The organism is Bradyrhizobium sp. WSM1417 (assembly GCF_000515415.1).
GTDB lineage: Bacteria > Pseudomonadota > Alphaproteobacteria > Rhizobiales > Xanthobacteraceae > Bradyrhizobium.
The window spans coordinates 5,438,833-5,452,014 of the sequence record NZ_KI911783.1; the positions used below are offsets into that span (position 1 = coordinate 5,438,833).

At 63.9% G+C, this 13,182-nt stretch carries 11 protein-coding genes and 1 pseudogene; 9 read left to right on the forward strand and 3 right to left on the reverse strand.

Translation table 11 applies throughout. The features are described 5' to 3' along the window. The 6 genes from rnr to BRA1417_RS44305 all read left to right on the forward strand — a co-directional run bounded on the left by rnr (position 1) and on the right by BRA1417_RS44305 (position 6,474). Positions 1 to 2,355 carry a ribonuclease R gene (gene rnr / locus BRA1417_RS0126520; RefSeq protein WP_027518394.1) on the forward strand — a complete coding sequence of 785 codons (2,355 nt, stop codon included), beginning with the start codon at positions 1 to 3 and terminating at the stop codon, positions 2,353 to 2,355. Beyond that, positions 2,349 to 2,783 carry a DUF983 domain-containing protein gene (locus BRA1417_RS0126525; RefSeq protein ID WP_027518395.1) on the forward strand — a complete coding sequence of 145 codons (435 nt, stop codon included), beginning with the start codon at positions 2,349 to 2,351 and terminating at the stop codon, positions 2,781 to 2,783. Before rnr ends, BRA1417_RS0126525 begins: the two co-directional genes overlap by 7 nt. Before the next feature lie 33 nt (positions 2,784 to 2,816). Continuing rightward, on the forward strand, positions 2,817 to 3,566 hold the full coding sequence (locus BRA1417_RS0126530) for an NUDIX hydrolase (protein ID WP_027518396.1): 750 nt from the start codon (positions 2,817 to 2,819) through the stop codon (positions 3,564 to 3,566). Positions 3,567 to 3,725: 159 nt separating this feature from the next. Then, on the forward strand, positions 3,726 to 5,051 hold the full coding sequence (locus BRA1417_RS0126535) for an LLM class flavin-dependent oxidoreductase (protein ID WP_027518397.1): 1,326 nt from the start codon (positions 3,726 to 3,728) through the stop codon (positions 5,049 to 5,051). A 124-nt stretch (positions 5,052 to 5,175) separates the two neighbouring features. Continuing rightward, the gene (gene rpmG, locus BRA1417_RS0126540; protein ID WP_007603295.1) at positions 5,176 to 5,343 is read left to right on the forward strand and encodes a 50S ribosomal protein L33; all 168 of its coding nucleotides are present in this window, start codon (positions 5,176 to 5,178) and stop codon (positions 5,341 to 5,343) included. An 810-nt stretch (positions 5,344 to 6,153) separates the two neighbouring features. Next, on the forward strand, positions 6,154 to 6,474 hold the full coding sequence (locus BRA1417_RS44305; protein WP_156948934.1) for a hypothetical protein: 321 nt from the start codon (positions 6,154 to 6,156) through the stop codon (positions 6,472 to 6,474). A 156-nt stretch (positions 6,475 to 6,630) separates the two neighbouring features. Here the strand turns inward: BRA1417_RS44305 and plsY are convergent, their stop codons facing one another. After that, positions 6,631 to 7,314: a glycerol-3-phosphate 1-O-acyltransferase PlsY gene (gene plsY, locus BRA1417_RS0126555; protein WP_027518400.1), complete on the reverse strand. Its 684-nt coding sequence runs from the start codon at positions 7,312 to 7,314 to the stop codon at positions 6,631 to 6,633. Positions 7,315 to 7,712: 398 nt separating this feature from the next. Here plsY and BRA1417_RS40875 point away from each other — a divergent pair, with 398 nt between their 5' ends. Together BRA1417_RS40875 and BRA1417_RS0126565 are read left to right on the forward strand one after the other, a co-directional pair. Next, positions 7,713 to 8,396, forward strand: a complete 684-nt coding sequence (locus BRA1417_RS40875) for a phosphotransferase (protein WP_245286271.1) — start codon at positions 7,713 to 7,715, stop codon at positions 8,394 to 8,396. A gap of 369 nt (positions 8,397 to 8,765) precedes the next feature. Continuing rightward, entirely contained in the window at positions 8,766 to 9,683 is a 918-nt protein-coding gene (locus tag BRA1417_RS0126565; protein ID WP_027518401.1) for an NADP-dependent oxidoreductase, read from the forward strand. Between the two features lie 195 nt (positions 9,684 to 9,878). Here the strand turns inward: BRA1417_RS0126565 and BRA1417_RS0126570 are convergent, their stop codons facing one another. Together BRA1417_RS0126570 and BRA1417_RS0126575 are read right to left on the reverse strand one after the other, a co-directional pair. Next, on the reverse strand, positions 9,879 to 11,729 hold the full coding sequence (locus tag BRA1417_RS0126570; RefSeq protein WP_027518402.1) for a caspase family protein: 1,851 nt from the start codon (positions 11,727 to 11,729) through the stop codon (positions 9,879 to 9,881). A gap of 213 nt (positions 11,730 to 11,942) precedes the next feature. Further along, positions 11,943 to 12,325, reverse strand: a pseudogene (locus BRA1417_RS0126575) (MFS transporter); the annotation flags it as partial. Between the two features lie 126 nt (positions 12,326 to 12,451). Here BRA1417_RS0126575 and BRA1417_RS40880 point away from each other — a divergent pair. Then, positions 12,452 to 13,138: a DUF6064 family protein gene (locus tag BRA1417_RS40880; protein ID WP_035969545.1), complete on the forward strand. Its 687-nt coding sequence runs from the start codon at positions 12,452 to 12,454 to the stop codon at positions 13,136 to 13,138. Positions 13,139 to 13,182: the final 44 nt, after the last annotated feature.

The following is a 13,182-nucleotide window of genomic DNA, read 5'->3' on the forward strand; positions in this document are numbered from 1 at the left end:
GTGAAACGCAAGAATGACCGTGGCTTTCCCGACAGGGCAGCCATCGTCGCCTTCATCAAGGCAAACCCCGGAAAGGTCGGAACCCGCGAAATTGCGCGCGAGTTCGGCCTGAAGAACGCCGACCGCGTCGAGCTCAAGCGCATGCTGCGCGAGCTCGCCGACGACGGGCTCGTCAAGAAAAAGCGCCATACGATTTCAGAGCCGGACAGCCTGCCGCCGACGCTGGTCGCCGACATCACCGGCCGCGACGCCGACGGCGAGCTGGTCGCCTCCCCGACCGAATGGGACGAGGTCGAAAGCGGCGAACCGCCCAAGATCCTCATCACGATGCCGCGCCGGCCGAAGCCCGGCACCGCGGCCGGCGTCGGCGATCGCGCGCTGCTGCGCGTCGAGCGCTCCGACGAGACCGAAGGTCCGGCCTATCGCGGCCACATCATCAAGGTCTTCGACAAGACCAAGACCCGCATCCTCGGCGTCTTCCGCAGCCTGCCCGAAGGCGGCGGACGGATCATCCCCGTCGACAAGAAGTCCGCCGACCGCGAGCTGAACATCGCGCCCACCGAGACGCACGGCGCGCAGGACGGCGATCTCGTCAGCGTCGACATCATCCGCTCGCGCGGCTTTGGGCTGGCGTCGGGCCGGGTCAAGGAGAAGCTCGGCTCGGTCAAGTCGGAGAAGGCGATCAGCCTGATCGCGATCTACGCGCACGACATCCCCCTGCAATTCCGCCCCGCGGCGGAGCGCGAAGCCGAAGCGGCGGAGCCGGCCAATCTGAAGGGGCGCGAGGACTGGCGCGACGTGCCGCTCGTCACCATCGATCCGCCGGATGCCAAGGATCACGACGACGCGGTGCACGCGCAGCCGGATCCCGATCCCAACAACAGAGGCGGCTTCATCGTCGATGTCGCCATCGCCGACGTGAGCTTCTACGTGCGGCCGGGCACTGCGCTCGACCGCGACGCGCTCGACCGCGGCAACTCGGTCTATTTCCCCGACCGCGTCGTGCCGATGCTGCCGGAGCGCATCTCCAACGATCTCTGCTCGCTGGTGCCGGGCGAGCCGCGTGGCGCGCTCGCGGTGCGGATGATCATCGCCCCCGACGGGCGCAAACGCTCGCACAGCTTCCACCGTATCCTGATGCGCTCCGCAGCCAAACTGAACTACGCCCAGGCGCAGGCCGCGATCGACGGCCGGCCGGACGACACCACCGGCCCCCTGCTCGATCCGATCCTGAGGCCGCTCTATGCGGCCTATGCCTGCGTCAAGCGCGCGCGAGACGAGCGCGACCCGCTCAATCTCGATCTGCCCGAGCGCAAGATCCTGTTGAAGAGCGACGGCACGGTCGACCGCGTCGTCGTGCCCGACAGGCTCGACGCGCACAAGTTGATCGAGGAGTTCATGATCCTCGCCAACGTCGCGGCAGCCGAGATGCTCGAGAAGAAGTCGCTGCCGCTGATCTACCGCGTGCATGACGAGCCGACCCTGGAAAAGGTCCACGCGCTCGCGGAGTTCTTGCAGACGCTCGAGGTTCCGTTCGCGAAAAGTGGCGCGCTGCGTCCCGCTCTGTTCAACCGCGTGCTGGCGCAGCTCGAAGGCCACGACCACTTTCCGCTGGTGAGCGAGGTCGTGCTGCGCGCCCAGGCGCAGGCCGAATATTCCTCGGAGAATTACGGTCATTTCGGCCTGAACCTGCGCCGCTACGCGCATTTCACCTCGCCGATCCGCCGCTATGCCGACCTCGTCGTGCACCGTGCGCTGGTTCGCGCGCTCGGGCTTGGCGAAGGCGCGCTGCCCGACACCGAGACGCCGGAAACCCTGAGCGAGGTCGCTGCCCACATCTCGGTGACCGAGCGCCGCGCGATGAAGGCCGAGCGCGAGACCGTCGACCGCTTGATCGCCCATCACCTCGCCGACCGCATCGGCGCGACCTTCCAGGGCCGCGTCTCCGGCGTCACGCGCGCCGGCCTGTTCGTCAAGCTCGCTGAGACCGGCGCCGACGGCCTGATCCCGATCCGATCCCTCGGCACGGAATATTTCAACTATGACGAAGGCCGCCACGCCCTGGTCGGCACGCGCAGCGGCACCATGCATCAGCTCGGTGATGTCGTCGACGTCCGCCTGATCGAAGCGGCTCCCATCGCAGGCGCGCTGCGCTTCGAGCTGCTGTCATCGTCCGGCGAGACCGCACCGCGGGGCCGCAGGGGATCCGGTCCGCAACGCCGCCCCTCGTTCAAGGCGCATCCCGGGCGCAGTCCCGACAAGAAGCGCAAGCCGGACAAGCCGAAGAAGCCCGGCAAGGGGAAAAAAGCCAAGGGAAAAAGCAAGGGCAAGGGTCAGAAGGGTAAGGCATGGTGAGCACAGCCCCGAAGATCTGGACCCGCGAGACCGGCCTCGTCGAGAAGCGCGACGTCTTTGCTGCGATGAGGCGCGGCTTTCGCGGCCGCTGCCCCCGCTGCGGCGAAGGTAAGCTGTTCCGCGCCTTTTTGAAGACAGCGGACAATTGCTCAAAATGCGGCCTCGATTCCACGCCGCATCGGGCCGACGATTTGCCCGCCTATCTCGTCATCGTCATCGTCGGCCATATCGTGGTGCCCACCGTCCTCTGGATCGAGACCAATTACACCACGCCGGTCTGGATCAGCTTCGCGGCCTATCTGCCCTTCACCTTCGTCGCCTCGCTGGCACTGCTGCAGCCGGTGAAGGGAGCCGTGGTCGGATTGCAATGGGCTCTGCGCATGCACGGGTTTGACGAGAACCCGACGGATGGTATTCCGCCGGTGTAGGCAAAATAAACAAGAAGTGGTTTGGGTGAGGACATGACGGATACGTCGCAGGCGGCCGACAAGGCCAAGATCCACGAGGGCAAGGAAGCCGACCATCATCCCTATTTCCGCCCGCGGGATGCGGCGACACTGATCCTGGTCGATCGCAGCGGAGCCATTCCAAAGGTCCTGGTCGGCAAGCGCCACGACAACGTGGTGTTCATGCCCGGAAAGTTCGTTTTCCCCGGCGGCCGTGTCGATAAGGACGATTATCGCGTGCCGTGCGCCGCGCCTGTAACCGCCGAGCTGGAAGCCAATCTCGCCAAGGGCAGTCCGAAGACGCCGGCCTCGCGTGCAAAATCGCTGGCGATTGCCGCGATCCGCGAGGCCTGCGAGGAGACCGGCCTCTGTCTGGGGCGCAAGGCTGAGGGCAAGGCGAAACTCGAAGGCGCCTGGAAGCCGTTCGCGGATGCGGGCCTGTTGCCCGATCCCTCCAGCCTGTTCCTGATCGCGCGCGCGATCACCCCGCCCGGCCGCGTCAAGCGGTTCGACACGCGCTTCTTCACGGCGGACGCCTCCGCGATCGCCCATCGCGTTGAGGGCGTGATCCATGCCGATGCCGAACTTGTCGAGCTGGTCTGGGTCGAGCTCGGCTCAAAGCCGCTCGCCGACCTGCATCCGATGACACGCAACGTGCTCAACGAGCTCGACGCGCGCCTCGCCACCGGCCCGCTCCGCCATGATGCACCGGTGCCGTTCTTCCACTTCTACGGCGGCAAGATGCAGAAGGATATTTTGAGCTGATCCGTCCTTCCGGCTCGCGCCTTGCTGCGCGCGCCGCGGATGACGCGAATGTGCTGAGAGCGCATCGAAAAACAAAATAATCTTCCCGCCTCCCCCGATGGCGGAGTTCCGCGGCATGCCTATGTCTTTCCGAACGACACCAAAAACGGATACCGGGCGATGGCACAACGGCAACTCAAGCTTGGCGCGTTCATGCGCCCGATCAGCATCCACACCGGCGCCTGGCGCTATCCCGGGGCCTGGCCCGACGCCAATTTCAACTTCGGCCACATCAAGACGCTGATCCAGAAGCTCGAGGCCGGCAAGTTCGACGCCTTCTTCATGGCCGATCACCTCGCCGTCCTGAATATGCCGGTCAATGCGCTCAAGCGCAGCCACACGGTCACGTCGTTCGAGCCATTCACGCTGTTGTCGGCGCTCTCGGCCGTCACCGAGCGGATCGGCCTGATCGCGACGGGCTCGACCACGTTCGACGAGCCCTATCACGTCGCACGGCGCTTCGCCTCGCTCGACCATCTCAGCGGCGGCCGTGCGGGCTGGAACATCGTCACCACCTCGAACCCGGATGCAGCGCTGAATTTCGGTCTCGACGACCACATGGAGCACGCCGAGCGCTACAAGCGCGCCCGCGAGTTCTACGACGTCGTCACGGGCCTGTGGGATTCCTTTGCCGACGACGCCTTCGTGCGCGATGTCGACAGCGGCGTGTTCGTCGATCCCGCCAAGATGCATGTGCTCGACCATCACGGCAAATATCTGAAGGTGCGCGGTCCTCTCAACATTGCCCGCCCGGTCCAGGGCTGGCCGGTGATCGTGCAGGCCGGCGCCTCCGAGGACGGCAGGCAGCTCGCGGCAGAGACCGCGGAGGCCGTCTTCACCGGCGGCGGCAGTCTTGCCGATAGCCAGAAACTCTATGCCGACATCAAGGGCCGCATGGAGAAGGTCGGCCGCGACCCTGAACACCTCAAGATCCTGCCCGGCGCCTTCGTCGTGGTCGGCGACAGCGTCGATGAAGCCAAGGAAAAGCGCGCGCTGCTCGACAGCCGCGTGCACTACGACAGCGCCATCGCCTCGCTCTCGGTCGTGCTCGGCACGGATGCCTCCGGCTTCGATCCGGATGGACCGCTTCCCGAAATCCCCGAGACCAATGCCAGCAAGAGCGGCCGCCAGCGCATGGTCGACCTCGCTGCCCGCGACAAGCTCACCGTGCGCCAGCTCGCCCAACGCGTCGGCGGCTATGGCGGGCTGTCCTTCGTCGGCACGGCCAAAACCATCGCCGACCAGATGGAGGAATGGCTGGTCGGGCGCGGCTCCGACGGCTTCAACATCATGTTCCCGTTCCTGCCCGGCGGCCTCGACGATTTCGTCGACAAGGTGGTCCCGGAGCTGCAGCGCCGCGGGATTTTCCGGAAAGAGTACGAAGGGCCCACTTTGAGGGAGAATCTCGAGCTGCCGCGGCCTAAAAACCGGTTCTTCGAGGCCTGATCGGGCCGATTTGGATGCTTTTCGAGCCCTAAAATCTTGACATCAGGCCGTTTCTGGCTAGGTTGCCGGCCAACGCGGGCCATTTGGCCGGCTCCAGATTCCCTTCATTCCTGAGGTTCTGAACATGGCCAAAGCGGTCACCATCAAGGTCAAGCTCGTGTCCTCGGCCGACACCGGCTTCTACTACGTCGCCAAGAAGAATTCGCGCACCATGACCGACAAGCTGGTCAAGAAGAAGTACGACCCCGTCGCGCGCAAGCACGTTGAATTCCGCGAAGCCAAGATCAAGTAAGATTGCGGAACGTAGAAGACTTTTGCGGGGCCCTTTCGGGCCCCGTTTTATTTTGGCTCCCTCTCTCGTGTCCCGGACGCGCTGCAGCGCCCAGTGGACGTGACGCTACGCTGCGACCTGGGCACGAGGGCTGAGCTCGGCGCAACGAGCCATCGCCAGATTTTCTTCAACCCTCGGTTGCTCACTCCCGAATGTATGTTACCGTGCACTTACCGGGGCGGAATGTCCGTCCCGGCTTTGGAAGGACATGGTCATGAGATTCTCATCAAGCCTTGTCGTGCCTTCAGCCGTCGCTGCCTTGTCAACAATCTTGCTGTGCGCGCCGGCAGCGTCGCAAATCCCAACCGGCCCCGCCGCCACGATTCCTCCCGTCACGGTCGACGCGCCGAAACAGGTGGCAAGGCCGCACGTATCGGAGCGAGGAGCAAACACAATTGCGCCGCGTCGGACTGCGCCAACAGCTCGAACCTCCACCGCGCGAACGCCTTCGTATGCGCCGGGTTCTGTGATGGGGAGGATTGCCAGCCTGGAGAAAGTCGCCAGCAGCTGCAACGGTGGCTGTGCATCAAGCTTCCCAAGTGGCAAGGATCCCTGGGTTGGATGCAGCCTGTCGGGCGGCAACATAGACTACGGACCTTCTCGCCAACCTGCCGAGACACCATCACCCACAAATCCTACCTGGGTTGCGTCGAAACCAGGACGTTCCTCGGCGACAACCGAAACAAGGCCCACTGGTTGTGCAGCAGCCTGGCCGCCGGCAACAGGTTTGAGGTCGCCGATCTCAAGCGGTCAGCACGCACGCGTTAGTCCATGCTGCCAGCTGGCGCGCGCGAGCACGTCGGATTCAGCGAAGCCAAGACCAAACAAGATCGCGAGATGGACTACAAACTTTCGACGGGGCCCTGTGGGCCCCGTTTCGAGCGCTCTCGTGTCCGGGGCGCGCTGCAACGCGTAAGCGTTGCTGCGCGCACCGCTGAAGAAGCGCTGCGCTGCGTCCGGGGCACGATGGGCCAGAAACGGAAAGTGGCAGTCCCGCTTCGGCTGATCACCGCCAGACGATCGGGGCGCTCCAACTGCAACCGTTTCTTCGATGATCTTCAGTTGCCCGTTTTCGCTGGTCAGTATGGATGAGTAATAACCGCGAAACGGACGGTCTCCGACCTTGGCCTCCCACGTTCCAGCGTTGAGGCCGAAGGCGCCTTCGGTGCAAGAGAGGTGATATCGCTCGGTTCCGTTCGACACCCAGCGTTGCGGCACCTCAATAAGCGACCCCAAATAAGTCCTGTGCTAAACCTGCGCTTCCGCTTTCGTACCCTGGCCATTTCGAACCAGACGCGCCTCCGTTCCCGCCAAAAGCCTTTGGATGTTGGCACGATGGCGGATGATCACGTAGAGGCCGCCTCCGATCACCAGCAACCGATACGGCAATGGGTGCTCGACCGCGTAGACAAGAACGATTGCCGTCGACGCCGCGAGCATCGAGCTCAAGGAAACGATCCGGGTCATAGCCAGCACGAAGCCAAAGGCGGCTGCAGCCCCCAATCCCACGGGCCAGGACATCGCCAGCAACACACCGAGTCCGGCGGCAGCCGACTTACCGCCCGTGAAGTTCAGCCAGATCGATCGGCTATGTCCCAACAGCACGGCAATTCCGGCCAGACAAACAGCCCACGGCACCCAGACCTGCAGATCAGAAGCTGTCGGCGACGGGGATAATTCTGCATAAAGCCAGGGACAGAACGAGCGCGCGACGATGATGGCACCCACGCCCTTCAGCACATCGCCGACGAGCACGAACAAGGCAGGCCCTTTGCCGAGAGTGCGCAAGACATTCGTTGCCCCGGTGGATTTGGAGCCATGCCTTCGGATGTCGATACCCCTGAGCAGTTTCCCCGCCAGAAAGCCCATGGGGACCGAGCCGAGCAGATAGGCCATCAACAACCCAACCGCGCCCGTTGTCCAAAAAGCCATGGGTTTTAGGTCCAGTTTCCTGAACGCTGTTTTATCCCCGACTTCGTCTGACCGCTATGGGTCTGAAGCGCCGCGGACGCTCGTGAGCACCCGCTTCCCTACGCCGTCCGCAACACCGGCGCCGGCGGCTGCGACGGCCGGAACAGCGCGAACGCGATCGAAGGTCTTTGCAGGTTGAAACGCGATCATAGTGTCCGGCTGCCCCCGCGACGGGAAGGGTTCCTTTTTTCTCGCCGCCGGTGTTTCATCTGCACGGCGGAGAACGGGCATGCAGGGATCGCTGGGGGAAAAGATCGGTGAAGGCGCCTTCTCCGAAGCCTACGCCTGGGCGCCCGGTCAGGTTGTGGAAGCTATTCAAGGCTGGCGTCTCTCATCTGCTCGGCCGACACGAGGTACGCATGATCCGCGCCGTGCACGCCGCCGGCGTCCCGGTGCCGGCGGTGTTCGGCGAGGTGACGCTGGACGGGCGCTTCGGCATCGTGCTGGAGCGCCTCGACGGACCAACCCTGTGGCATCTCTCGCGGACCGGCGCGGTGACGTTCGAACAGGCGGGCGCGATCGTCGCGGCTCTGGCCATGACTCTTCACAAGACGTCCGCGCCGCCGGAGCTCCTCTCCATGCGCGCGTATATGGAGAGCGAGTTGCGGCACGACGACGGCAAGGTCCCGAAGCACATCGCCACCGATATCCTCGCCCTGATCGAACGCCTGCCGACCGGCGACGGGCTTTGCCATTGCGACCTTAGCCCCGGCAACGTGATCATGACGGCGGAAGGCCCAAAGCTCGTCGACTGGACCTTCGCGATGCGGGGGCCCGCCGCCCTCGATCTTGGGTTCTTGCATGTCATCCTGTCCGAACTCGCCCCGGAAATAGCCGACAATCCGGAGCGGCCGCGCGCGACCAATGCGGCGGCGCAATCCGAATATGCGCGGCTGGCCGGCATGTCTCTGGCGGAGCTGACGGCGGCAATGGAGCCGTATCTGCCTATCGTCCGCACCTTCGTCGTCCTCGGAAACGTGGTGCCTGCGCTGCGGGAGCAACTGATCCAACGCATCGAAGCGGGGCTGCGCTCGAAAGACTGAACCGTCCGCAATCCAGATTCCTGTTCGCCCTCTCAAGGCGCTCTCCATCATCGAGCAAATCTCGGCAGCCAATGGAGCCGTTTGGCACAATCGAGTTGTATCGGGAGGCGGCCGTCGCGCTTGGTACAGCCAAAATCGGCATTCTTGATACTGTTTTATAGCCGGGCGCAACGCATCTAATCGCTGACACCAGCGATCGGAGCGATCCCGATCCATCAGGATGAGTGGGAGCCCCGGTCAATGCGGACAGCGGAGATCGCGGACACGGAGACAGGAGTTCCACACGGCCTGGCATTCTGTGGATAGCCGGTGTGTCCACGCTCTCTGCATTATTCGACCAAGAGACAAATGACCGAGGAGATAATTCCCATGAAGGCGATCGTTGTAACGGACCAGGCCGCAGGAACGGCCGGGATGAAGCTCATGGACCGGCCCGAGCCACAGGCAGCGATAAACGACGTTGTCGTTCAGGTTCATGCGTCGGGGTTTGTACCGACTGAACTGGCGTGGCCCTCGACCTGGACCGATCGCCTCGAACGTGACCGAACACCGTCGATCCCTGGGCACGAGCTGGCCGGAGTGGTCTCCGCCCTCGGATATGGCACGACGGGGCTATCAGTGGGACAGCGCGTGTTCGGCCTCGCGGATTGGTATCGCGACGGCACGCTGGCCGAGTATGTGGCGATCGAGGCACGCAACCTTGCACCGCTGCCGGGCGACGTCGACTTTACGGTGGGTGCGAGTCTGCCGATCTCGGGCCTGACGGCCTGGCAAGGGCTGTTCCAACACGGCCGCCTTCAGGCGGGGCAAAGCGTCCTCGTACACGGCGCGGCCGGCGCAGTCGGGTCGATGGTGACGCAACTCGCACGAGAGGCCGGCGCCTACGTCATCGGCTCCGGGCGCGCCGCCGACCGTCAGACAGTGCTCGATTTCGGCGCGAAGGAGTTCATCGACCTCGACAACGATACCCTAGGGGACGTGGGCAAAGTCGATCTGGTGTTCGATGTCATCGGCGGTGACATCCAGAAGCGATCCGCAGCACGGATCCGAGCCGGAGGAACATTGGTGACGATCGTGGGGCCGACCGAGACGCGGCCCTCCGATGGCCTGGCGGTCGACTTCGTCGTCGAGTCCGACCGCGCCCAATTGAGTGAGATCGTACGGCGGGTGCGGGACGGACGACTGCGGACGAACATCGGCAACGTCGCGACCCTCGACGATGCCGTCGCCGCATTAAATCCGACCAAGCGACGCAAGGGGAATACGATTGTCAACATTCGTCCCTGAGAGACGCACGCTCATCGATGCACGCCGCCAGCCGGCGGTCGCGGCCAAGCAGCGCAGCGTCCGCTGGAAACTCCAAAGCGGACGCTCATGAGCATACGTCCAGCGCGCCGACCATCTCGCCGAAAGGCGCTCTCACTATCGGCCGCGACCGAGACGCTCGACTGTCGGGCTGAATATCCGAAGCGGCTGCCGACCTTAACCACAAACCTCCAGCATTGCCTTAGGCCTACCATCGCCAGAAGGCAGACTCGAGCCGCCGGGAACCAGCTTGCAGCCGGACCGCACCGGCCTGCACCCTGCTCCGTTGCAAAACATCTGGCCGGTCGCCTGCGGCTTGGCCGGCGCGGACTCGACCTGCTTGCGCTGCTCGTCTCGCCTGTTCGAGTCATCTCTTGCAGCGACGGGCTTTTTCTCCGGAATCTTCTCGCATTCGTTGTCGTCGTTGACGCGATAGCCCGAGCGACACGCGATTTTCACGCAGGCGTCGCCGTCGGCTTTGAAGCCGCGATCGCACACCAGAGGACAGACCCGACCCGGCTTTGCCTTGATCGCGTCCAGCGCGTCGAAGCTTGCAAGCTTGGCGTCGAACTTGGTGCCGGCGTACTTGTTGAACAATGTCAGCGAGCGCTGCGACGATGCACTCCAGTCCCCATCGGCTGCCGCTGCGAAGCATCCTACCCGGCGCAATTCCGATTGCAGCAACTTCGCCGTCTCCTGCGCAGACATGCCGGGCTGCGATGCGGTCGGGGCGAGAGCGGCGATCTTCTGTTCGCCGTCTGCCTGCGTTTTCCTTTCCGCCGCCTGTTGGGCGGCGAGCTCGGCCGCCGCCTTGTCGGATGCAATCTTGTCGGCGAGCGCCTTTTCGGCGGAGAGCTTGTCGGCCAGCGCCTTGGCAACAGCAGCCTCGGCTTCCTTGCGCCGCTGCTCCGCAGCGGTCGCCTTCGCCTCCTCGGCCTGCTTGGCCTTCTCTGCGGCGAGTTTGGCATCCTCGGCCGCCTTGGCTGCGGCCGCCGCCTTGTCCTGCTCGGCCTTCCTGCCGCGCTCCGTAGCAAGCCGGGCCTTCTCGTCCTCGGCCTGCCGTGCCTTGTCGGCCGCAGCGGCGCGCGCTTCCTCGGCCGCAACCCTGCTTAATTGTCCGTTGGCAAGGCTGGCATAAAACCCATCGGGATATTGAGCCAGGAAAGCCGTCCAGACCTCTCGCGTACCGATCTGCATCGCCAACTCATAGTCCCGGCGGATCGCGTCCTGCGGGTTCGGCTGCGGTCCAACCGTGACCGGCTTGGCGGGGACCAATGAGACATCGTTGCCACCCAGCGAACCGTAGACGTAAGGCTCCTGCTTGTAGCCGGTGCTCTTGAGAACGTCGTCGCGGACGAATCCGAAGGCCTTGCGCAGGTCGAGCCCCGGCGTCGGCAGCCGCTCGACCAGAGCTGCGGCAAACGGACTGTTTTTGGCGTCGCCATCCGAGGCCGTCGAGCCCGCCTTTGCGGCAAACGCGATCATGGTGTTGGGGCTCGTCGGCTCGATCTTGGCCAAACCACGCCCGACGGCGCGCGAGGCCACGGTGCGCTTCATCGTCCTGGCAAACGGATTGTCGCGGCACGCGTCCAGAATGACCAGCCGAAGCTGTTTCGCAGACTCGACGGCAAACAGCGCACGATCAAGCGCGACCGTCTCGTCGAGCACATCGCCGTCCCTTTCGAGCGTCGCATCGATCGGGATCAGATAGTTGTTTCCGTCCAGCTCGATACCGTGCCCGGCATAGTAGATGACAGCAACATCCGCATCGCGCGTTCGGTTGGCGAACTCGCGCAACGACCTGCGCATCTCGGCAGCACTCACATTAAGCTTGACGTCAATGCTGTCGAAACCCGCCTTCTTGAACATGCCGCCGACCAGCGTCGCATCGTTCACGGGATTGGAGAGAAGCGGTGCGCTCTTGTAGGCCGAATTGCCAATGACCAGCGCGACGCGACGTTCGGCGTGCGCGACTCCGCCCAATCCCAGCAAAAGGATCAGACATGTCACGAGTCTGAATGCGCCCATCGTAGCCCCGCGAAAGCACCGGGATAAAGTAGTATCCGGAACGTTCCCGAAAGCAACACAGTTCTGTGACTTGGGTCACTCGGCGTTCGAACAAAGAGGCCGACGAGATTCGCGGTGATGCCCGCGACGCGCCCTGTGCCGCGGCCGACAACCGCCCCCATCGTGTTCCGAGAGGCTCCGAAAAAAGCCAGCGCCTCTGAGGTCGGTACCCCGCTACGCCGTCCGCAACACCGGCGCCGGCGGCTGCGACGGACGTATCAGCGCGAACGCGACCTGCACGATGCCGCCGGCCGATCCCAGCGCCACGCCGATGCGCCAGGCCATGGTGTAGGAGCCGAGCGCATCGTTGAGCACGCCGCCCCCGTACGCGCCGAGGAAGCTGCCGATCTGGTGGCTCATGAAGGCGAGGCCCTGGATCATCGCCTGCCAGCGCAGGCCGAACATCTCGGCGACCGCGCCCGCGACCAGCGGCCGACACCCATCCACAAACAGCCCATGATCGCGCCGAACAGCAAGGTCGAGGCCGGCGTTGCCAGCAGCATGAAGTACCAGGCCAGCGCCGGCGAACGCAGCACGTAAATGCCGCCGAGCAGCGCGGCGGCTGCGACGGACAGCCTCCATGTCGCCTCTCGGCGACGAGTTGACCCCGAGGGACGTTGATCCTCATCAAGCAGCGAAGCAACGCAGTCCTCTACGCTCGACCTATCGGGCAGGAGCGCACCATGCTTCCCTTCACGCTTGAGCAGTTCCTCAGCGTCTTCGCGGCCTACAATATGGCGATCTGGCCCGCGCAAGTCTTTGCTTATGCGCTTGGAGCCGTCGCCGTGACCGCCCTTTTCCGGAAAGGCCGTGCCTCTGATCGCGTTGTCTCAGCCATCCTCGGATTGATGTGGCTGAGCACCGGTATTTTCTATCACGGCGTCTTCTTCTCCTCGGTAAACAAGGCCGCGTTCGCCTTTGGCGCCTTGTTCGTCATAGAAGGCGTGGCACTGCTCTACACGGGTGTCGTCCGCGGCGGACTTCACTTCGCGATGAGTTTCGGGCTTCGAGCGGTGATCGGCGGGGGGTTTATTCTCTACGCATCTCTCATCTATCCGATGATCGGAATTGCAACGGGGCATTCTTGGCCGTCGTTACCGATGTTCGGTGTAGCTCCTTGCCCTGTTACCATCTTCACCTTCGGTTTGTTACTTATGACGACCGACCGCCTGTCCTATTGGCTTCTGGTGATCCCCTTCATCTGGTCAATCATCGGCGGGAGCGCAGCTATCTTCCTGGACGTTCGGCAGGATTGGCTGCTTCTGGTCAGCGGCTTCATTGCCGTTCCGATCATCGTGGTCGGAAACCGACATGCACCTGCCGTACTTGCCGAGACGAGATTGACGCCCTCAACCGAATTGAGCTCATGATTGCAACGAGTGGCAGCGACCGCGCGCCCATGTTGGGAAGCTCC